The 20,287-nt window shown below is 56.5% G+C and carries 18 protein-coding genes and 3 tRNA genes; 3 read left to right on the top strand and 18 right to left on the bottom strand.

Translation table 11 applies throughout. The annotated features are described in order from the left end of the window. Positions 1-8: 8 nt before the first annotated feature. The gene (locus ACWXTG_RS11345; protein ID WP_309566973.1) at positions 9-854 is read left to right on the top strand and encodes an SPFH domain-containing protein; all 846 of its coding nucleotides are present in this window, start codon (positions 9-11) and stop codon (positions 852-854) included. On the opposite strand, the gene ACWXTG_RS11340 is transcribed toward ACWXTG_RS11345, so the two are convergent. The 17 genes from ACWXTG_RS11340 to ACWXTG_RS11260 all read right to left on the bottom strand — a co-directional run bounded on the left by ACWXTG_RS11340 (position 855) and on the right by ACWXTG_RS11260 (position 16,443). Then, complete coding sequence (locus ACWXTG_RS11340) at positions 855-1,604, bottom strand: HesA/MoeB/ThiF family protein (protein ID WP_480219946.1); 750 nt, start codon at positions 1,602-1,604, stop codon at positions 855-857. Further along, positions 1,601-2,041, bottom strand: a complete 441-nt coding sequence (locus tag ACWXTG_RS11335) for a PIN domain-containing protein (protein ID WP_480219945.1) — start codon at positions 2,039-2,041, stop codon at positions 1,601-1,603. The genes ACWXTG_RS11340 and ACWXTG_RS11335 overlap by 4 nt, the downstream gene beginning before the upstream one ends. Beyond that, entirely contained in the window at positions 2,041-2,286 is a 246-nt protein-coding gene (locus tag ACWXTG_RS11330; protein WP_480221235.1) for a FitA-like ribbon-helix-helix domain-containing protein, read from the bottom strand. Before ACWXTG_RS11330 ends, ACWXTG_RS11335 begins: the two co-directional genes overlap by 1 nt. Before the next feature lie 73 nt (positions 2,287-2,359). Then, positions 2,360-3,031: a prepilin-type N-terminal cleavage/methylation domain-containing protein gene (locus ACWXTG_RS11325; protein WP_480219944.1), complete on the bottom strand. Its 672-nt coding sequence runs from the start codon at positions 3,029-3,031 to the stop codon at positions 2,360-2,362. Then, positions 3,019-4,482, bottom strand: a complete 1,464-nt coding sequence (locus tag ACWXTG_RS11320) for a hypothetical protein (protein WP_480219943.1) — start codon at positions 4,480-4,482, stop codon at positions 3,019-3,021. The genes ACWXTG_RS11325 and ACWXTG_RS11320 overlap by 13 nt, the downstream gene beginning before the upstream one ends. Before the next feature lie 8 nt (positions 4,483-4,490). After that, entirely contained in the window at positions 4,491-4,979 is a 489-nt protein-coding gene (locus ACWXTG_RS11315; RefSeq protein ID WP_480219942.1) for a hypothetical protein, read from the bottom strand. Next, the gene (locus ACWXTG_RS11310) at positions 4,976-5,590 is read right to left on the bottom strand and encodes a hypothetical protein (RefSeq protein WP_480219941.1); all 615 of its coding nucleotides are present in this window, start codon (positions 5,588-5,590) and stop codon (positions 4,976-4,978) included. Before ACWXTG_RS11310 ends, ACWXTG_RS11315 begins: the two co-directional genes overlap by 4 nt. After that, a complete protein-coding gene (locus tag ACWXTG_RS11305; protein ID WP_480219940.1) occupies positions 5,587-7,179 on the bottom strand; it encodes a hypothetical protein in 1,593 nt (530 codons plus the stop codon). The genes ACWXTG_RS11310 and ACWXTG_RS11305 overlap by 4 nt, the downstream gene beginning before the upstream one ends. Before the next feature lie 4 nt (positions 7,180-7,183). Next, positions 7,184-8,389 (bottom strand): type II secretion system F family protein, encoded by a 1,206-nt coding sequence (locus ACWXTG_RS11300; protein ID WP_480219939.1) that lies wholly within the window; start codon positions 8,387-8,389, stop codon positions 7,184-7,186. A gap of 6 nt (positions 8,390-8,395) precedes the next feature. Further along, entirely contained in the window at positions 8,396-10,099 is a 1,704-nt protein-coding gene (locus ACWXTG_RS11295) for a GspE/PulE family protein (protein WP_407994401.1), read from the bottom strand. Between the two features lie 73 nt (positions 10,100-10,172). Continuing rightward, complete coding sequence (locus ACWXTG_RS11290) at positions 10,173-11,354, bottom strand: tetratricopeptide repeat protein (RefSeq protein WP_480219938.1); 1,182 nt, start codon at positions 11,352-11,354, stop codon at positions 10,173-10,175. Beyond that, positions 11,338-13,137: a pilus (MSHA type) biogenesis protein MshL gene (mshL, locus tag ACWXTG_RS11285; RefSeq protein WP_480221234.1), complete on the bottom strand. Its 1,800-nt coding sequence runs from the start codon at positions 13,135-13,137 to the stop codon at positions 11,338-11,340. The genes ACWXTG_RS11290 and mshL overlap by 17 nt, the downstream gene beginning before the upstream one ends. Positions 13,138-13,271: 134 nt before the next feature. Then, complete coding sequence (locus ACWXTG_RS11280; RefSeq protein ID WP_407997732.1) at positions 13,272-14,606, bottom strand: ExeA family protein; 1,335 nt, start codon at positions 14,604-14,606, stop codon at positions 13,272-13,274. After that, on the bottom strand, positions 14,606-16,057 hold the full coding sequence (locus ACWXTG_RS11275; protein ID WP_480219937.1) for a sigma-54-dependent transcriptional regulator: 1,452 nt from the start codon (positions 16,055-16,057) through the stop codon (positions 14,606-14,608). Before ACWXTG_RS11275 ends, ACWXTG_RS11280 begins: the two co-directional genes overlap by 1 nt. Positions 16,058-16,156: 99 nt before the next feature. After that, positions 16,157-16,232: transfer RNA gene (locus ACWXTG_RS11270), tRNA-His, on the bottom strand. 28 nt (positions 16,233-16,260) lie between these two features. Next, a tRNA-Arg gene (locus tag ACWXTG_RS11265) sits at positions 16,261-16,337 on the bottom strand. A 29-nt stretch (positions 16,338-16,366) separates the two neighbouring features. Further along, positions 16,367-16,443 (bottom strand) — tRNA-Pro (locus ACWXTG_RS11260). An 82-nt stretch (positions 16,444-16,525) separates the two neighbouring features. Between ACWXTG_RS11260 and folD the strand changes: the two genes are divergently transcribed. After that, positions 16,526-17,395: a bifunctional methylenetetrahydrofolate dehydrogenase/methenyltetrahydrofolate cyclohydrolase FolD gene (gene folD, locus ACWXTG_RS11255; RefSeq protein WP_407997734.1), complete on the top strand. Its 870-nt coding sequence runs from the start codon at positions 16,526-16,528 to the stop codon at positions 17,393-17,395. Positions 17,396-17,524: 129 nt separating this feature from the next. Beyond that, positions 17,525-17,947, top strand: a complete 423-nt coding sequence (dksA, locus tag ACWXTG_RS11250; protein WP_309567014.1) for an RNA polymerase-binding protein DksA — start codon at positions 17,525-17,527, stop codon at positions 17,945-17,947. Between the two features lie 151 nt (positions 17,948-18,098). Here dksA and pnp read toward each other — a convergent pair whose 3' ends face one another. Further along, a complete protein-coding gene (pnp, locus tag ACWXTG_RS11245; protein ID WP_480219936.1) occupies positions 18,099-20,240 on the bottom strand; it encodes a polyribonucleotide nucleotidyltransferase in 2,142 nt (713 codons plus the stop codon). Positions 20,241-20,287: the final 47 nt, after the last annotated feature.

Genomic DNA, 20,287 nt, shown 5'->3' with positions numbered 1-20,287 from the left:
GAGAAACCATGTTCGAATTCGCATTTGTATTGATCGCAGCCGTCGCCGTCCTGGCGTGGAAAGGCATCCGCATCGTGCCGCAGGGCGAGGAGTGGGTGGTGGAGCGCCTGGGCAAGTTCAACGCCGTGATCACCCCCGGCCTGCACATCATCAACCCGATCTTCAGCAAGGTGACCTACAAGGTCACCACCAAGGACATCATCCTCGACGTGCCCGAACAGGACGTCATCACCAAGGATAACGCCGTCATCCTCGCCAACGCCGTCGCTTTTATCAAAGTGACCAACATCGAGCGCTCCGTCTACGGCATCGAGGATTTCCGCGAAGCCATGCGCAACATGGTGCAGACCAACCTGCGCTCCATCATCGGCGGCATGGACCTCAATGAAGCCCTCACTTCGCGCGAGCGCATCAAGAGCGAACTGAAAAATGCCATTGCCGACGAGGCCGCCGACTGGGGACTCACGGTCAAGTCGGTGGAAATCCAGGACATCAAGCCATCCGTGAACATGCAGAACGCCATGGAGCAGCAGGCATCGGCGGAGCGCGAGCGTGTTGCCGTGGTAACGCGTGCCGAGGGCGACAAGCAATCGCTCATCCTCAACGCCGAGGCAAGGCTGGAAGCGGCCCGCAAGGATGCAGAAGCGCAAAAGGTGGCTGCCGAGGCTTCCGCAGAATCGATCCGCCTGATTGCCGAAGCCGTCAAGCAGAACGACACCTCCGCCACTTTCCTGCTCGGCGACCGCTACATCCAGGCCCTGCAGCGCATGTCCAACGCCAACAACAGCAAGATCGTCGTGATGCCGGGAGACGTGGTCAGCGCTGTCAAGGCATTGGTGGGCGGCAACAAGTAATTATTTGGGCTGGCAAACCGGGCATGCCGGGTCTTTTGCCAGCTTGAGGCTGCGCCATTCCATATTGATCGTATCCAGCAGCAACAACCTGCCCTGCAAGCTCTTGCCCAGGCCCAGCAACAGCTTCATCGCCTCTGCGGCCTGGGTGGTGCCTATCATCCCCACCAGCGGCGCAAACACGCCGTTCTCGGCACAGCGCAGCCCTTCGTCGCCGCCGAGATTGGGGAAAAGGCAATGGTAGCAAGGGCTGTCGTCATGCCGCATGTCGAAGACCGTCACCTGCCCCTCGAACCCGATCGCGGCCCCTGACACCAACGGCTTGCGCAGCTCTACGCACACCTGGTTCACGGCATAGCGCACCGTGAAGTTATCCGTGCAATCGACCACCACATCCGCAACCTGCACCAGCTCGCGCAGGCTTGCCTCGTCCATGCGCTGCTGCAGGGGATTCACCGTCACTTCAGGATTGAGCGTCGCTATCGTTTCCGCAGCCGAGACCGCCTTGTTGCGCCCCACTGCAGCCGTGGTGTGAATGATCTGCCGCTGCAGGTTGGTGAGGTCCACCTCGTCAAAATCGCATATCGTCAGCCTGCCCACGCCGCCTGCCGCAAGATAAAGCGCCACCGGGGAACCCAGCCCGCCGGCCCCGATCACCAGGACATGGCTGTTGACGAGCTGCTCCTGCCCCTCGTAACTGATCTGCGGCAGGAGGATGTGACGGCTGTAGCGGAGAAGCTGGTTATCGTTCATGGAGAGGTCTGCCAGGGATTCACGAGTTGCAATCCCGGAATATTAAGAAAATCCTTGGTGTTGCGAGTAGCGAGTACCAATTGATGACGCAAGGCAATCGCAGCAATCTGCGCATCTTCAGTCGTCATCACGACTCCCTTCAACTGTAACCCTGCCACCAGCAATGCATAGTCCTGCGCGGCAACATGGTCGAAAGCCAGGCAAGCACCGGCAAAATCCTCCTCGAACATCTGGCTGACGGCTGTCGCCAAGGCGTGCTTGCGCTTGCCGTCGGGCAGCAAGGCCACACCCAGCAACATTTCCGCCTGCGTGATCGCACTTGTGTAAAGATTTGCTGCCGGTTGCCGGGCAAACCATGCCATCACCTCAGGCGCTGGCACCGGGCGCATCAATTCCGACAACACATTGGTATCAAGCAGAATCCCGCCCTGCGCCATTATTCATCCATCAATGTCATACGTGCCGGCTGCCGCTGCGGAACCGGCAACGAGTCGATTTCAATGCCGGCAAACCGTTGGCGTACCCGCTCGGCAAAATTCACCTGTGGCTGGCCCGCATCACTGACAGCCCGCAGCAAAATCTCCCTGGCTTCCTGCTCCATGGACCTGCCATGCGCCGCAGCCTGCAGCCGCAGTTTGCTTTTCACGCCCTCATCCAGGTTTCTGATTGTCAAACTCGCCATCATGCCACCTCACAAAATGATTGCAATGCAATCATTGTAATCATTCATGACACGATGAGCAAACCACGCCGGATTATGGCAACTGTCCGGCTTGGATCATGGCGTTGTAGAGGACGTAGGGGGAAATCCAGGTGACAATATCGTCGAAGTCAGCACTGATGTAATCATAAAACTGCCCAGTCTCTCCAAGACTAGACTGGGCTATACCATTCGCACCATCTGAATAAATCACGGCCACCGCATTTTCGATCATGACAGTATTATTTTCATTCAAGACTTTTAGATCAGGGCCCAAACTGGAAAACCCAACATTCGCAATACCATGTACTGTGGTAAAAGCATTAGCAGATGCTTTCGTCACAGCATATCTAATTCGCCGTCCCCAACCATCAAGTGAGAAACCTGCCGCTATTCCCAAAGTTTTGGCTGGTAAATATCCAACTGCAATAGCGTTCGTGGTACATTCACCGCCAGCGACCTCTTCTTCTCCAGGGAGTCTAGTCCCTCCATCTATTGCAGGACACGGCAAACGCCCATTAGCTTGGGCAAACCCGATCAAGGCTTTTTGAGCAATTTCCAATTGACTTTCTGTGTGGCGTAAAAATCCCGCCTCTCTTTGTGCAGTAACAGGTAGCACTAATGCAGTAATCACAAACCCAAGAATGACCAGAACTACGGCCATTTCCACCAAGGAAAAACCGTGAGATGGTCTCTTAATTTTGCAATAAAGCTTCATTGTCTCCATGCTACAGCGCCATCAAACTTATTTACATCATTAAAATTATTAGTAGCTTTTTCTCCACTAGCTAACTCTTTTAAATTTACCCAGCCTCTGGAAAATATCAATTGACTAATATCTTTTATTTCTTGACCATTCCGATTTAGAACTAAACAACTAGAAGGACACACTCCTGCATTATTTGAATTAAATTCCTCAGCTACTACATAAATATACTTATACCACTCGTTAGAGAAATACCAATCTAAATGTTGCGGCCAATCTAAAGGCCTTTTCATTAAAGGTTCATAATAAATTGTAAAATAACTATCTAAAGTAGGCCCCATAGTACCTTTTTTTGTAATCCTGTCCTCCTCAAAAAGTTTGATAGCCTCCTGCCCAGTCAACTTGATAGCATCTCGTCCCATCATCATAATCTCTCGCTCAGAAATGGGGAGGGGCATTGGAATTGTTACACGTAAAATATTCCCTCTTTCATCTTTCAAAACTGTTTCACATGTCATTAATTGATCTTCTGGTTTACAATCAAAAATTACCTGTGCAACATCCCATTTCTTATAATAGTCTTTATCTACAGCACCCGCGATGACATAACTGCCTTCATTATTCCATTTTAAAGATGCATCCAACTTCTTTTTTTCACATCCACTTAAAGTGCATCTGACCATATCTGGCGTGAAATTTAAATTTTTAACTTCCCTCACTACACGCTTCTCAAGAGCACTAATCAATTCATCAATTGTGATATAAACTAAAGTGTCATTAAAATTAATTGAGGCATTTTTCTGAATAAATGTTTGATTATTATCAATGACGCTTTCAAGAAATTGGCTCGCCCCTGCTTTGGTTACTCTATTCTGGTCGCCAATAGGTTCTCCAGGAGCAACCAACACAACTGCAACTCGATCCGACACAGGATTACCATTGGTATCAACAACCTTAAGCCATGGATAAGGTGCTGCAGACAATATTCCTGGGTTAATAATAGGAGGAGAGTCCGTCGCTATTCTCGTACGTACTAAATTTCGTGAAACCGCATACCATATTCTATTACCACTACCATCTCGCAAATCTGCTCCTACGCCATGCCGGGGAGAAACACAGGGTGCAGTTTGTCCATAAATTGGTAATTGCCCAAGCAAAAGACTATCTGACAATTCGGCTATGGGAGCGGACGAACAATCACTTTTCCCATCATACCCCTCCAGATCATCTGCCCGATCAGGAAAAGGCATGATTCCCGGCCATTGAGGATGTGCAACCGACCATGCAAGTAATGCTCCCTTCGCCTCCGCCAACGCCTTCATGGTCTTTTCTTCCTGCCGCGCCTTCATTTCGGCAGCATCGTAAGATCTCACCACCAATGCCGTGACTGCCAAGCCGATAATGAACATGGCAAGCAGCAACGCCGCCCCTCGTTGAGCATGGCGAGAATGGGGAAGATGAGCGGCTGGCATCAGCACTCCTAGCGAATCACGCCCTGTTCAGCCGGGTTGGTCGCCCGCCCGGGTGCCGTCGTGTGAACGTTGCGCTCGATAATTTCCCCGGTGTCAGGGTTGAATATCTGTCCGGCCTTGAGGCGTACTTGGCGCCCGCTTTCATGGATGGTGAGGGGAATGCCCTGCTGGTTGACCTTGCCCACCTGCACTTGGCCATTGTTGCTGCCTTCCTGCAATGGCTGGTGGTTGATCCAGACCGTGCCCTTGCCGCCGTCGCTGCGCTGTATATAGCCTTGGACGCTGAATTCCTGAGGCGTCAAAGGCATGAGAACCTGTTCGGCATCGCCCAGCGTTTCCGGTATCGGCTGTTGCTCCAGCAATTGGCCGCGTTGGCTTTGCCGCAACCTATCCAGGCTATCCCGCTCGGCAGGCGTGGTGAACAACCGGCCAAAGGATTCGGCCGCCGCACTGGCGTGGACGCACAACAACAAGGACAACAGCAGGGCTCTCATCATGGCGTGGCTCCTGGCGTGGATTCGCGCAAGGTCAGCCAGTCTATCTCGCAGGCCACCGACGCTACGGGCGCGAGCATGGTGGTGACGGCGACGCCGCTACGCTCCATGGTGCAATCCCGCACCAGGAAAGGGGTGCTCTGGTTGCGCTTGAGGCCGTCCAGCAATACCAGCAGGTCTCCCTCGTGCAACAAGGGCAGCTCAAGCTTCATGATGGAGCGGTACAGGGTGAAGGGCGCCGTATTGCCGGCGAAGCCCGGCTGATAGGGCGCTTGCGCGCCGATGCTGTACTTGATGCCGAACAGGCGCTGGGATTGGTGGATATTGCGCAGGGCGTCCACCCACTCGATGCGATGCTCCTCGCCGATAAACCCTTCATTGATCAGGCGTTGGTAGACTGGCAGGTAACGGATGATGTTTTCGCGCTCCTGGTCCGAGGACAACAAGCGAGAGCGTGCCTGCATCAACTGGTTCTGTTGTTGTTGCAGCCGTTGTCCGACCTCATTCCGATACGCCTGGGCATACGCCACGATGCCGATGGCAAAGACCAACGCCACCAGCAAGGCGACCAATGGCAACGCCAGCCTTTGCCAATCCTGGCGGTTCAGTTTCATGGCTGCGCTCCCGGTCCAGCTTCGGATGGTCCCGTCTCGGGTTTCAGTACCAGCTTGAGCTTGAACACGGCTTTTTCGTTCCGCGCCGTACGCTCGTCAGTGGTGCTGCCCTGCAGGCTGGAGTAAGAGCTTACATTCACCGGCTGCTGCATGACAGTGGCTTCCTGTACGGCACCGTCAGCCTTTAGTGCCTCGGCGAAACGATGCACTGTTTCCAGTGCGGCCCGGTAATCTCCGTTAAAACCGCGGATTTCACCCGTCATGAATCCAATCTGGTACGCAGTCCCTCCCGCACTGGCTGATTGTTCCGGCTGGGCAGCACCGGCATTTGCCTCATCCTTGATCCCCAGGTCCTGGCTCACCACCCAGCGCAAGCGGTTCAATTGGATGTTGCCCATCTGGTCCATGACGGTGCCCAGCACCTGCATCAACCTGGCCGGACTGGCCGCCTGCTTGAGGATGGCGTCATGCACGCTGGCAGCCACGTGCAAATCCATGCCCTGGATAGGCGTTGCCGGGAAGTTGTTGGCGATTTCGTTATAGCGTTGCTCCTGCTGGCGGGTTTCGACAGCCAGCTCGTTGAGCTGCTTCACGTCCTCGACCGCTTGCGCCAGGTACAGCAAGGTCAGCAGCAACCCCAGGATGGCGACGATCAATGCGGAAAGCACCAAGCCTTTGCGCAGGAATTCCATCCTGTAGGTTTTGACCAGCGGCTCGGGCGCCAGATTGCCCGGCCTGTTCCCGCGGGCGAGCAATTGCATATGCACCAGTTCGGGCAGCTGGCGCACTTGCTCCAGCGACAATCCGCTGCTTTTTGCCAGCCTGGCCAAGTCGATATACTCGCATTGCAGGCCCTGCTCTTGCTGGATATTGCGGCTGATCTGCTCCGCATCTTCCGCTGGCGTCAATACCACCACGCGCAGGGATGTATCGCGCGCAATCAGGCGCTGGCTTAACAGGTAGAGCCTGGCCTTGTCCGTTTCCACCAGGTGGAAATACGAAATCTGCCGGTAAGCCTCGGGCGGTATTTGCACCAGGCGGCTGACGCGCAAGCGCCCCTGGTTGAGATAGCTCTGGCGCAAACCTGACGATAGTTGCTCGCTGAGCAGGATATCGTTGGCCTTGAACTTGAGCTTGTGCAGCAATAGCTGGCTGACCATCGGCAGGCTGTACACGCCGGCAAGCGGTACCTGCTGGCCGATGAGCGCGTCCAGCCAGGGCTGCAGGGATTCCGTATTGCTCAATGCCACGAAAAGGAAGCGGTCGTCACGACGCTTGTCCCGCTCCCGGTTGAGAAACTGCGCCGCCTTGAACGTATTGCCGCGGTATACCTGGTTGAGCTTGCGCTGCAACAGTTCCTTGCGCGAGCGCCCCGAGGTGTGGGGCAGGACTTCCAGGTGAAAATCCTCTTCCAGCGCATCCACCATGAGATAGGTGGGGATGTAATGGTGGTGCGCCAGGAATTCGGTGAATTCGAGATGCCCCTGCGGCTGGTTGGCGAATATCTCTATCCCGCGCAAACGACCAAAACGCCAGCGGCCGGCAATCAGCCGGTCATGCGTTGCGCAAAGAATGAGGCGTTCGAACATAGGGCTATAACTTGAGTTGGCTAAAGGAATCGTACACCGGACCGAGCACCGAGAACATGATCAAGGCCAGGATGGCGCCCAATATCACGGTCAATGCCGGTTCGATCAGCTTGAGCAATTTTTCCACGGACTCGTTGACGTCCCTGTCATAGAAATAGCTGACGTTGAGCAATGCCTTGTCCAGCCCGCCGGTGCTCTCCCCCACGCGGATCATGCGCACCACCAGCGGCGGAAACAGGCCGACGTTGCGGAAACTGTCGCTCATGCTCTCCCCGGCGTTGATCTGCTGCAAGGCGCGGTTCAATGCTTCTGCCACCACGAGGTTGTCCACGACCTCCTCGCAGCTGCGTATGCCGTCCAGCACGGGGATGCCGGTCTGGTACATCAGCGCAAAATAGCGCGAGAAGCGCGCCAGGATGATCTTATTGAGTATGTTCCCCGTCACCGGCAGGTGCAGCTTGATGAAGTCGTAGCGGTAGCGCACTTCCGGGCTGCGATGGATGGCGATGCCAATGATGATGGCTGCCGATACCGGCAAGCCCAGCATCAGCCACCAGTAATCCACCACGGCGTTCGACACCGCAATCAGGATGCGGGTCTGTAGAGGCAGCGCCTGGCCCATATTGCCCAGGAACGATACCATCTGCGGCACCAGATAGGCCATGAGGAAGATCACTGCCGCCATGACGACCACCAGCACGAACATGGGATATGCCAGCAGCTTGCGCGTCTGCGCGATCAGCTCGTCCTGCCATTTGAGGGTATCGGCCAGGTGGCGGAAGATTTCCGGCAGGCGACCGGTCTGCTCCCCGGCCTTGATCAGGCTGACGAATACGCGATTGAATACGTAAGGATGCTCCGCCAACGCCTGTGAAAGCATCTTGCCGCCCTCCACCGACGACACCAGGGAGCCGATGATCTTCTGGAAATGCGGGTTGGTGGTGCTGTCCCGTAGGTCCACCAATCCCTCGAGCAATGGAACGCCCGCCGTTGTGAGTTGCTCGAGCTGGAAGCAGAAAATCACCAAGTCCTGCAAACTGACCTTGCGGCGGCTCAAGACCGAGGGCCGCAGGCTGGAAGGCCGGAAGGTGATCAAGTCCAGGCCCACGCGCTTGAGGCGCAGCTCCAGGTCGATCTCGTTCAGGGCATCGATCTGGCCGTGTGCCGCCTTGCCTGTTTGATCCACTGCCTTGTAGTTGAATGTCGGCATGGCGCTTTAACTGATGCGGCTGGTGAGATCGATCACGCGCATTACCTCGGACAGGCTGGTATGCCCTTCGAGGATGCGCCGGATGCCGTCTTCCGCCAGGGTGACGAAGCCTTTCTGCAAGGCCAGGTCGCGCAATTCGTCAAAGTGCGCGCGGCGCGCCACTAGCGCATCCATCTCGCTATCCACGCGCAGGAGTTCCATGATGGCCATGCGCCCGTGGAAGCCGGTATAGCCGCATTGCTTGCAACCGGCTGCCCGGTGGATACGTAAGTCCGGGCGGACATTCTTGCCCAGCAGCTTGCGCTCTTCGTCATTCGGGGAATAGGCTTCCTTGCAGTGCTGGCACAACACGCGCACCAGGCGTTGCGCCACCACGCCGATGATGTTGCCGGCCATGATGTCGGGAGAAATGCCGATATCGAGCAAGCGCGGGAACGTGCCCAGGGCGGAATTAGTATGCAGCGTGGTGAAGACCTGGTGCCCGGTCATCGCGGCGCGGAACGCCATGGTGGCGGTATCGGCGTCCCGCACCTCCCCCACCAGGATAATATCCGGGTCCTGGCGCATGATGGAGCGGATGCCGTTGGCAAAATCCACCTTGTTCACTTCCGCCACCGAGGTCTGGCGCATCATGGTCACGGGATATTCGACCGGGTCTTCCAGGGTCATGATATTGACCCCCTCGGTATTGAGGAAGGACAGCAACGAATACAGGGTCGTGGTTTTACCGCTGCCGGTGGGCCCGGTGACGATCACGATGCCTTCGGGCCGCGTCATCATCAGTTGCAATTCATCCAGCGCCTGATCCCGCAGGCCCATGCGCTCTAGCGGGATGATCGACTTTTCCCGGTCGAGCACGCGCAGCACGATATTCTCGCCATGGATGGTGGGGTGGCTGGCGACACGGAAATCGATCGGCCTGCCGGAGAGGTTCATGTTCAGGCGTCCGTCCTGCGGCGACCGCGTCTCGGCGATGTCCATGCCGCTGATTACCTTGAGGCGCACGGCAATGCCCGGCCAATAGGTTTTATGCAGACTGCGCACCTGCTGCAATACGCCGTCGATACGATAGCGGATGCGCAAGAAGGCATATTCCGGCTCGAAATGGATATCCGACGCTCCGCGCTTCACCGCATCCATGAGCAAGGCGCCCACCAGGCGCACCACGGGCTGGGTATATTCGTCGCCGCCCGCCTGCAGGCTTTGGTAATCGATTTCCCCGGTCTCGATCTCGCGCAGGATGCCGTCGACCGACAATTCATAGCCGTAGAACTGGTCGATGTAGTCCTCGAGCTGCGCCTCTGCGGCCAGCACAGGCTTGACCTGCACCTGGGAGCCCACGGTAGCCCGCAACTGATCCAGCGCCACCACGTTGAACATATCGGACATCGCCACCGTCAACTGGCGCGTATTGGCATCGAACGCCACCGGCAGGATATGGTAGCGGCGCGCGAACCCTTCCTGCACCATCTTCAGCGCCTCGGCATCCGCCACCACCGTGGCAAGATCGATACTCTCCTGGCCTATGGTATGCGCGACCAGGTCGCGCACCATCGCCTCGGTGACGAAGCCCAGGCGCACCAGCTGGCGCCCCAGGGGAATATTGCTCTGCTCCTGCTCCATGAGGGCGATGCGCAGCTGGTCCTGGCTGATCAGGCCCTGCTGCACCATCAATTCCCCCAAGCGGAGCTTGCGACGTTGTTCTACCATGAATGAATCTTACATCCGTTATGTGTTGGCCTGGGCAAACCGGGCCATGAGCATATCCTATAAGCGGAAATGGCTACTGAAGCTGGCGTATCCTGGCGGCCAGCTGCGCCTGGTTCACGCTTGGCGAATCCTTGCCGGCCAGCAATGCCTGCGCCTGTTGATAATATTGCAATGCCAGGCTGGATTTTCCCAGCTGGTCGAGGCTCACCGCCAGGTTGAATACATATTCGGGATTGGCGGCATCAAGGTGATGCGCCTGGAAATAAGACTGCTGCGCCAGCGGCCATTGCCCCTGGTCGGCATAATGGTTGCCCAGCGCGGCATGCAAGTAGGCTGCCTCCGGCTGCTGGCTGATGAGGTTCTTGAGCCGGGTTTCGCTGTTCAGCGGATCGGCCTGCCCCTGCAAATCCAGCAAGGCGGCCTGTGCCATGCCGTTGCGCGGCTCCACCTGCAGCACCTGCTGGTACCAGCCCACCGCATCCTGCTGCCGGCCCTGGCGCACAGCGATCGCCGCCATGCCCAGCAACGCATCGATATTGCGCACGTCCGCCAGCAACGCCTGCCGGTAAGCCTGCTGCGCCGCGGCATCGTCGCCGCGGTTGAATGCCTGGTAGGCATCGAGCACATGCTGGTTGACCGTGACCGCCGGACGGTTACGGGTGACCAACACATGGCTGTTGGCAGGCTCTTTCGGCGGCTCGCCGAATACCTGGGGCAATGCTTGCTGCTGCATGGTATTGGCCCGCGATGAAGTGGCAACTGGCGCAGGCGATACGATCGCCTCCACTTGTGCCGGAGCATTATTGGACTCTTCAGCCACCTCAGGCTCGGCGGCAGCTTCCTCTGGAATATCTTGCTCTTGCTGGCTGCCGTCCGGTGCAGTGTTCAACACGACGGGCTTGGGCACGATGACCTCAGGCTGGGTCAAGGAGCTCACATACCAGAACACGCCGCCGCCCACCAGCAACACCAGCAATAACAACAAGAACCCCTGGGTAAACGGCGACAACAGCGACTCCCGCTTGGCTACGCCAGACCTGGCAGCCATCAACTGGGCAGCCGCGCGCTGTTGCGCAGCAGGCTCCATTGCTGGCGGTACGCTTGCTGCCGCAGCTGCGGAAGGCTGGCTGGCCTCGCCCCCGTGCACAGGCTCGGCCGGTGCGATATCCAGCAAGAACTCCTCGATCTCAGCCTTTTCCAGAGGCTGTTGCTTGGCTTGTTCCGCTTTTTGCAATGCGCTAATTAACAGACTCATTAATTAACCTTTGCAATTGCTGGGCGGGCAGGTACTGTTTATATGAATTGAGCTCCTCGCTTTCCAGGCTGGCGTTCTGCACCACGATGGGCCGCAGGAAAATGACGAGCTCGGTCTTCACGTTGAAATTGCTGCGCGCGGTGAACAGCTTGCCCACCAGCGGCACCTTGGCGAGGCCCGGCACATTATCCGTGGCCTGCTGGATGTTATCCTGCATCAGCCCGCCCAGTACCGCAGTGTCGCCACTGTTCACCCGCAAGACGGATTCGAACTCACGCACCTGGATTTGCGGAATCCGGCTCTCTATCCTGGTAGTGGTGGTTCCACTGATCAACGTCAATTGCGGATTTGGGTCATCCACATAGCTCAGCACACGGGAAATGGTCGGCCGCACATTGATATTGACCTGCCCCGAGTCATTGATTTGCGGCGTCACGCTCATCACCATGCCGACAGGCACCGTATTCGGCGTCGTCGTCACCGATTGCAAATTGGTCGAGCCTTGCCCCACGCCCTGCGACACTTGGGATTGAATCGTGAAGTACACCAGGTTGTCCACCACTTTCATGACCGCAGTCTGGTTGTTCAGCACCATCAACTTGGGGCTCGAGAGTACCTTGGTATCGCCGAATCTCTGCAATAGCCGCAGATTGAAATCCACACTGCTGTTATCGCTTGAATACCCGATACTGAAGGGCACCGTCGTCCCTGCTGTGCCCGCGATCCCGGCCGGCGTCAGCACGGTGCTCAGCCCCAATTGGTTGGTCATATTGAACCCATTGCCCAGCTTGGTCCAATCGATGCCGGCCTGGTAGGTATCGTTCAATGTGACTTCCACAATGGAGGCCTCGATCAATACTTGGCGTTTGGCGCTGTTCATGACCTTGTCGAGGAATTCCTGCACCTTCTCGTGCTGACGATGGGTGGCGCGCACGCTGATAATGCCCGTCTCCGGGCTGGCGATTACCGTGGCCGCAAACAACGTCCTGTACTCCGTACGGGCATCCTCTCGCTCTTGCGTGGCGTTACGCGGCGCGGCCGCCTGTTGCTGGACTGCCGTACCGTCTCCTGACTCTGCAGGCGGAGCTTCCGTTGACTGAGGTGCCGTAGTACCGGTACGGGTAATAATGACTTCCTTGTCGGTTTCCGCAAGGATGTCCTTGAGGTTCTGGATCAGGGTTTCCCAGAAATGATTGGTCGCCACGCTATTCACTGCGGTACGCGAGCTATTTGCCGCTCCCGTCCCCGTACCGGAAGACGTACTAGTGCCGGAAGTGCCGCCGGCGCCGCTCGTGGTGGATGCGCTGCGCCCGGTGCTCGCAATCTCCGCCGCCGCACCGATGAAGCCCGTGGTATCGCGCGACATGTTCACATAATCCACCTTGTAGCTGCGCAGCACGGGCATATCCGGCGTAATGCTCAGCACATTGCCGTCTACGCGGTAGGTGAGGTCGACCTGTTTCGCCAGGCGCTCCAGGATGGCGGGCAAGGTCTGGTCGACGGCATTCAGCGTCGCACGCCCCTGGATGGCGGGATGGATGTCGATATTCAGCTTGCTTTCGCGCGCGAGCGCAAAGAGGATTTCCTTGACCGGCACATCGTTGACCACCACGCTGTAGGTCTGCTCCTTGGCCCTGGGCTTGGGCGGCGGCAGGTAATTGCCGCTCTTGACCGGCTTGGGAATGTCCGCAGATGCGCTTGGCTTGGCGGATGGCTGCTCGTCGATATGGCCGGTGGAAGGGGAAACCGTGGATTGATGGGCGCAACTTGTCAGGCCAAGCACAAATGGCAATATCAGAATGCTGGCAACTTTGGGCAACTGGCCGGACAAAATGCAACTCCCTTTGTTAGTAAATTCTGGGTTAGTGATTCTGGTTTCGGGATTTATCCCATAATCGCTACTTGAATGCAACCAAGCTATTGATGTTGCTTCATTTCTTCCATGATACCGGCAATGGTGCGCAAGTACGCACCGGCCTGCAGCTCCTCGGGTAGAAGCTTCAACTCGGCCAGTGCATCCTGGCGGCTTTCATACGCGCCATATAATATGATAACGCTGCCATCCGCATTAACTTTAGTGTCAACGGCATATAGATTATCCAGCACCAGCTGCGCCAATACCGGCTGTAGCTGTTTTTCCAGATCATCCTCGGCAAGATGGCGCGCGAGTTCTATGGTGAGATAGTGCGGCGGCAAGGTCGCAAGCCAGGCGCCTGTACGCTCCTCGCGCTGCTTGATGAGTTGGCTGATGGAAGCAGCAGGGGCTGGCCCGGGTTCCAGCTCGGCGGGGGAAGGCGCGGCAGATTGCACCATTGGCTCGGCCGGCGGTGTATGCGGCACAAGCACTTTCTCGTTCCACGCTACAAAAACGGCCCATGCAGCGGCCGCAATCAGCAATATCCAAAGCACCGCTGACGAACGTTTGGAGGGACGAGGCCTCTCGCTGGCAAACTCGCTATCGCGGATTGCAGCCCTCACATGCCTGGGCGTTACCTGGTAGGTATTGGCGGCAAATGCAGCCAGCAACGACTTGTCCGCCAGAATATTGACGCGACGCACCAACCCCTGGGCCTTTTCCGCCAGTTGCTTGATGGCACGCCTGGCAAACAATGGCGGCCCGTAATATCCGGCAGCCCGCAGGCGAAACATCAGGTATTCAGCAATTTCATCCTGGTTCAGCGGGCCAAGATAAAAACTATGGGTAATCCGCTCCTTGAGCTGGCGGATTTCGCGCCGGTTAAGGTTGTCATCCAGCTCAGGCTGGCCGAACAGCACAATTTGCAGGAGCTTGTCGTGGCGGGTTTCCAGGTTGGTCAACAAGCGGATTTCTTCCAGTGTCGCCAAGGGCATGCCTTGCGCCTCTTCTACGAACACTACCACTTGGCGCTTGGCCTCGTGCTTTTCCAGCAATGCCTGCTGCAGCCGCTGCATGACTTCCAGCCTGCCCAGGCCGGCAGGAATATCCAGCCGCAGCTCAAGCGCAATCGCATGCAGCACATCTTCCGGCGCCATGCTGGGATTGGCCAGGTAGACATTGTCCACATGGTCCGGCAGCTGCGTTTGCAGCATGCGGCACAACATGGTCTTGCCGCTGCCCACCTCGCCGACTACTTTGACTATCCCTTCGCCATGCAGGATGGCGTAGCGCAATGCTTCCAGCACTGCGCCGCGATTGCCGCCGGGAAAGAAAAAGTCGGTATTGGGGGTGATCTTGAATGGCGGCTCTTTCAGGCCAAAGTGCGCGTAATACACTATTCGCCTTTGTAATCCTGCTGCAGCTGGATGCGGCTGTATAGCGTCGTGCGGTTGATGCCCAGCAGCTTGGCGGCCTGGCTCAGGTTGCCGTGGGTGATTTTCATCGCGGCATCGACATAAGCGCGCTCCCAGGACTTCAGCACTTGGTCCAGGTTGACATTGGCCTGCGTTTGCAAATGCTTGTGCGCCTGGCTTGCCATGGCGTTTTCGTCCGTTATCAACGGCGCCTCGGCGCCATTGCCGGCAGCCTGGCCCAGGCCTGTATGCATCAGGTCCAGCTCCGAGGCCAGTTGCGCATCTGTCACGACCTGGCCGGAATATTTGGCCACCAGCCGGATGATAATGTTGCGCAGCTCGCGTACGTTGCCCGGGAAATGATAGTCCAGCCAGCGCTGCCTGGCCTGCTCGTCCAGGGCAAAGGGTTGCTGCCCGGTTTCACGCGCATAGAACTGATTAAAATGCTCCAGCAGCACATAGCGGTCCTGCTCCAGGTCCCGCAGCGGCGGCACGCGCACTGAAAACACGCTCAGGCGGTGATAGAGGTCGATGCGGAAATGGCCTGCGCGGACTTCTTCGCGCAGGTCACGGTTCGTCGCTGCCACGATGCGTGCACGGCTGCGGCGCGTCTGTATTTCGCCGATGCGCTGATACTCGCCGTTTTCCAACACTCTTAACAGCTTGGCTTGCAACTCAAGAGGCAGCTCGCCCACTTCATCGAGAAACAGCGTCCCTTCGCCGGCATCCTCGAAATAGCCGCTATGCGCGTTCGCCGCCCCCGTGAACGAGCCTTTGCCATGTCCAAACAGGATGGACTCGGCAAGGTTCGGTGAAATCGCGGCGCAATTCAGGGAAAGATAAGGCTGTCGCGAACGGCGGCTGAAACGGTGCAGGCAGTTGGCGACCAACTCCTTGCCGCTGCCAGACTCGCCTTCTATCAGCACCGGGAAAGGCGCGTCCGCAAACTGCGTAATCTGCGTGCGCAATGTCTGCATCGGCAGGCTGCTGCCGAGCAAACCCCATCCATCCTCGGCGCTTGCCGTCTCGCTGAGTTCGGCATCCTGCAGTTTCAAGGCGTTATGCAGCAATTGGCGCAAGCGCTCGACATCGCAAGGCTTGGGAATAAAGTCCACGGCCCCCAAGGCCAGGGCATGCTTGACATTGGCCTCTTCATTCTGGCCCGACAGCACGAGGATTTTCATGGTGGGCGCATGCGCGAGCAGCTCACCGATCACCTTGAAGCCCTCGTCAGGCTTATGCGGCACTGGTGGCAATCCCAGATCCACCAACGCGAGCGGCGGCGGGTTTTCAAGCTGGCGCAACAGACTCCTGGCCTGCATGCGCGACTCGGCGACATAAACTTCGAAATCCTTGCCCAGCAGGAAATGCAAGGTATCGGTGATCAAGGGATCATCATCAATAATGATCAACGCAGGAAGCTGTGCAACCATCAGAACGGCTTTCCGTGAATCAGGCAGGGGGAGAAATGAGTACAAACCATGGCGCTACTATAAGCATAACGCCCTGTTGACACAAGATTGCAGGGAGAATGGGGTGGCTGATCGGGCTCGAACCGACGACAACTGGAATCACAATCCAGGGCTCTACCAACTGAGCTACAGCCACCATTGAAACTGGATTATAAACCAGTGAATGGCCTGCCCGACAGGAATCGAACCTGTAACCCCCAGCTTAGAAGGCTGGTGCTCTATCCGGTTGAGCTACGGGCAGATTGTCGGACAATCATCTTGGGAAAAATATGGTCGGGGTGGAGAGATTCGAACTCCCGACATCCTGGTCCCAAACCAGGCGCGCTACCAGGCTACGCTACACCCCGAGGGCGAGAAATATAGCGCACTCCAGCAGGAAGGTCAAACTGATTCTGCTAAAATATCGCATTATTTTTGAAAAAATTTGTCATGACCGCCCAAATCATCAACGGCAAGGCCATTGCCGAAACCACGCTAGCCGAAACAAAATCCTTAATAGACAAAAGGTTGGAAAAAGGCTTGCGCGCGCCGACGCTGGCCGTGATCCTGCTTGGCGCAGATCCGGCATCTGCCATCTATGTACGCAACAAAAGGCTGGCTTGCGAGAAAACCGGCATCCGCTCCCTAGCCTACGACCTGCCCGACACCACGAGCGAGGCTGATTTGCTTGCGTTGATCGAGCAGCTCAATCAGGACGATACAGTGGACGGCATCCTGGTGCAGTCTCCCCTCCCCGCGCATATTGAGGAAAAGAAGATCATAGAAACCATCAGCGCCGCTAAGGACGTGGATGGCTTTCATCCATACAACATCGGCAGGCTGGCCGTGCGCCAACCAACGTTGCGTTCATGCACGCCTTATGGCGTGATCAGGCTCCTGCAATCCACAGGGATCAAGCTGCTGGGACTGGATGCCGTGGTCGTCGGCGTTTCCAACCATGTTGGCCGCCCCATGGCCTTGGAGCTGCTGCTTGCTGGCTGTACCGTCACCAGTTGCCACCGCCATACCAAGGACTTGCAAGCGAATGTGGCACGTGCCGATATCGTGGTAGCGGCAGTAGGCAAGCCTCACCTGATTAAGGGCGAATGGATCAAGCCTGGCGCGATCGTGGTGGATATCGGCATCAACCGCCTCGCGGACGGCAGTTTGTGTGGGGATGTCGGGTTTGAAACCGCCAAAACGCGTGCAGCGTGGATTACGCCCGTCCCGGGCGGCGTTGGCCCCATGACCGTTGCCACATTGATGCAGAACACGCTCACGGCGCTTGAATTACGTGAATCCAGACAACTCATGGCTTAGGCTATCGATTCTTCTTCATTAGCGAGTGCAAGCCTTGCGGCACAAGGCTTTTGCATCGCTGAATTATTCAGTGTACACTTGCGCCTGCTTTATTTTTCTGTTAATCGAACATTAACTCTTAAGGCGCACATGGCTGAAGCAATTACAAGACAATTTGTTCCTTACCAACCCAAGGCTGGCGAGGAATACATGAATGAGAAGCAGCTTGATCATTTCCGGAAAATTTTGAACGACTGGAAAGCAGAGCTTAGTCATGACATTGACCGCACGGTCCATACCATGCAGGACGAAGTCACCATGTTTGCCGATCCGAACGATAGGGCAAGCCAGGAATCCGACATGGCATTGGAATTGCGCAATCGCGACCGCGAACGCAAGCTGATCAAGAAGATTGACGAGACCCTGTCCAAAATTGACGAAGGTGATTACGGCTATTGCAATGGTTGCGGCATCGAGATCGGCCTTAAACGATTGGAAGCTCGCCCTACTGCAACGTTGTGCATCGATTGCAAAACGCTGGATGAAATCCGCGAAAAGCAGGTTGCCAAGTAATTCATTCTGTATCGAGATCCGTCACATTCTAATGTGACGGGTTTATCGCGTCCTGATTTTCTCGCACTAGATCACACATTGTTTTTGTTTTGAAATCCCAAATAAAAAGGCCGGTTTGAAACCGGCCTTTTTATTGAGCTAATGCAACTGATTACTGTTGGTCAGCCACTGTTGCCGAGTCTTCTGCCTTCTTGTCTTCCGCAGCAGGCGCCTCGATCAATGCCTTGGCACTCAGGCGCACACGACCCTTGTCGTCCACTTCCAGCACCTTGACCTTGACTACTTGGCCTTCCTTGAGGAAGTCAGCCACGGCATTCACACGCTGGTGTGCGATTTGGGAGATATGTAACAGACCATCCTTGCCCGGCAGCAAGGAAACAATCGCGCCGAAATCCAGCAGCTTGAGGACGGTGCCGTCATAGACTTGGCCTACTTCCACCTCGGCAGTAATCACTTCGATGCGCCTCTTGGCCTCTTCGCCGGCTTCCGCACTGATGCAGCCGATCTTGATGGTGCCATCTTCCTCGATGTCGATAGTCGTGCCGGTTTCTTCGGTCAATGCGCGAATCACTGCGCCGCCCTTGCCGATCACATCGCGAATCTTCTCAGGATTAATCTTCATGGTGATGATGCGCGGCGCGAATGCGGACAGCTCCTGAGGCTTCTCGCCAACGGCTTCCTTCATCAGGCCGAGGATATGCAGGCGGCCTTCTTTGGCTTGCGACAAGGCGACACGCATGATTTCCGCAGTGATGCCGGTGATCTTGATATCCATCTGCAGCGCAGTGATGCCGGACTCGGTACCAGCCACCTTGAAGTCCATGTCGCCCAAATGATCTTCATCGCCCAGGATGTCGGTCAATACGGCAACGCGGTTGCCTTCCTTGATCAGGCCCATCGCAATGCCAGCCACTTGGGCTTTCAAAGGCACACCGGCATCCAGCAAGGACAGGCAGCCGCCACAGACAGAAGCCATGGAGCTGGAACCGTTGGATTCGGTGATTTCAGAAACGACGCGGATGGTATAGCCAAATTCTTCCTGACTTGGCAGCACTGCCAGCAGCGCACGCTTGGCCAAGCGGCCATGGCCGATTTCACGGCGCTTAGGCGTACCGACGCGGCCAGTTTCGCCTGTAGCGTAAGGAGGCATGTTGTAGTGCAGCATGAAGCGGTCTGCATATTCGCCCTGCAGCGCGTCGATGATCTGCTCGTCACGGCCAGTACCCAGCGTTGCCACTACCAATGCCTGGGTTTCACCTCGCGTGAACAGTGCGGAACCATGGGTGCGCGGCAATACGCCGGTACGGATGCTGATGGGACGCACAGTGCGTGTATCGCGGCCATCAATACGCGGCTCGCCATTCAGGATCTGGGTACGCACTACCTTGGCTTCCAGATTGAACAGCGCGCCCTTGATTTCGTTGGCTTCGGCAGTGGAAGTTTCTTCCGTGATCAATTCGCCCAATACACGATTCTTGATTTCATCCAGCTTGCTAGAGCGGGCGCCCTTGGACTTGATTTTGTACGCTTCGTTGATATCAACGCCAGCCAGCGCTTCGACCTTGGAGATCAGTTCGGTATTCGGTTCTGGAGGCGCCCAGTCCCAAGGCTCCTTGCCGACTTCGGCAGCCAGTTCATTGATCACATTGATCACAGCCTGCATTTGTTCATGGCCGTAGACCACGGAACCCAGCATGACATCTTCAGGAAGTTCCTTGGCTTCGGACTCCACCATCAATACGGCGCTGTCAGTCGCTGCCACTACCAGGTCAAGCGCAGTTTCCTTGAGCTGGGAAGCGGTCGGGTTGAGGACATACTCGCCATTGATGTAACCAACGCGTGCTGCGCCAATCGGGCCATAGAATGGAATCCCGGAAATGGCCAGTGCTGCGGATGCGCCAATGATCGCTGGAATATCGGCATCGATTTCGGGGTCGGAAGACATGACTGTCGCCACCACTTGCACTTCGTTATAGAAGGCTTCAGGGAACAGCGGGCGCAACGGGCGGTCGATCAGGCGGGAAGTCAGGGTTTCCTTTTCGGAAGGACGGCCTTCACGCTTGAAGAAGCCGCCAGGGATTTTGCCGGCAGCATAGGTTTTTTCCTGATAATCCACGGTCAGTGGGAAGAAATCCTGGCCAGCCTTCACTTCACGCTTGCCAACCACGCTCACCAGAACTACGGTGTCGCCATAGCTGACCATCACGGCACCATCCGCCTGACGTGCGATTTCTCCGGTTTCAAGTGTCAGCTCATGCTGACCATAGGTAATCGTTTTCTTGATTGCCGTCACAATATTTGTCCTTTATAAAAAAATAAGCCGACAAGCATTGCGTCTCC

It is taken from the genome of Methylobacillus sp. DLP286 (assembly GCF_056636515.1).
The sequence above is the reverse complement of the archived record's forward strand: the minus strand, read 5'-3'. Positions and strand labels throughout refer to the sequence as shown.

What these genes read in the sequence shown, in the direction of transcription:
- ACWXTG_RS11345 (WP_309566973.1), top strand. Translation starts at nt 9, where the DNA reads ATGTTCGAATTCGCATTTGTATTGATCGCAGCCGTCGCCGTCCTGGCG.
- ACWXTG_RS11340 (WP_480219946.1), bottom strand. Translation starts at nt 1,604, where the DNA reads ATGAACGATAACCAGCTTCTCCGCTACAGCCGTCACATCCTCCTGCCG.
- ACWXTG_RS11335 (WP_480219945.1), bottom strand. Translation starts at nt 2,041, where the DNA reads ATGGCGCAGGGCGGGATTCTGCTTGATACCAATGTGTTGTCGGAATTG.
- ACWXTG_RS11330 (WP_480221235.1), bottom strand. Translation starts at nt 2,286, where the DNA reads ATGGCGAGTTTGACAATCAGAAACCTGGATGAGGGCGTGAAAAGCAAA.
- ACWXTG_RS11325 (WP_480219944.1), bottom strand. Translation starts at nt 3,031, where the DNA reads ATGGAGACAATGAAGCTTTATTGCAAAATTAAGAGACCATCTCACGGT.
- ACWXTG_RS11320 (WP_480219943.1), bottom strand. Translation starts at nt 4,482, where the DNA reads ATGCCAGCCGCTCATCTTCCCCATTCTCGCCATGCTCAACGAGGGGCG.
- ACWXTG_RS11315 (WP_480219942.1), bottom strand. Translation starts at nt 4,979, where the DNA reads ATGATGAGAGCCCTGCTGTTGTCCTTGTTGTTGTGCGTCCACGCCAGT.
- ACWXTG_RS11310 (WP_480219941.1), bottom strand. Translation starts at nt 5,590, where the DNA reads ATGAAACTGAACCGCCAGGATTGGCAAAGGCTGGCGTTGCCATTGGTC.
- ACWXTG_RS11305 (WP_480219940.1), bottom strand. Translation starts at nt 7,179, where the DNA reads ATGTTCGAACGCCTCATTCTTTGCGCAACGCATGACCGGCTGATTGCC.
- ACWXTG_RS11300 (WP_480219939.1), bottom strand. Translation starts at nt 8,389, where the DNA reads ATGCCGACATTCAACTACAAGGCAGTGGATCAAACAGGCAAGGCGGCA.
- ACWXTG_RS11295 (WP_407994401.1), bottom strand. Translation starts at nt 10,099, where the DNA reads ATGGTAGAACAACGTCGCAAGCTCCGCTTGGGGGAATTGATGGTGCAG.
- ACWXTG_RS11290 (WP_480219938.1), bottom strand. Translation starts at nt 11,354, where the DNA reads ATGAGTCTGTTAATTAGCGCATTGCAAAAAGCGGAACAAGCCAAGCAA.
- ACWXTG_RS11275 (WP_480219937.1), bottom strand. Translation starts at nt 16,057, where the DNA reads ATGGTTGCACAGCTTCCTGCGTTGATCATTATTGATGATGATCCCTTG.
- folD (WP_407997734.1), top strand. Translation starts at nt 16,526, where the DNA reads ATGACCGCCCAAATCATCAACGGCAAGGCCATTGCCGAAACCACGCTA.
- dksA (WP_309567014.1), top strand. Translation starts at nt 17,525, where the DNA reads ATGGCTGAAGCAATTACAAGACAATTTGTTCCTTACCAACCCAAGGCT.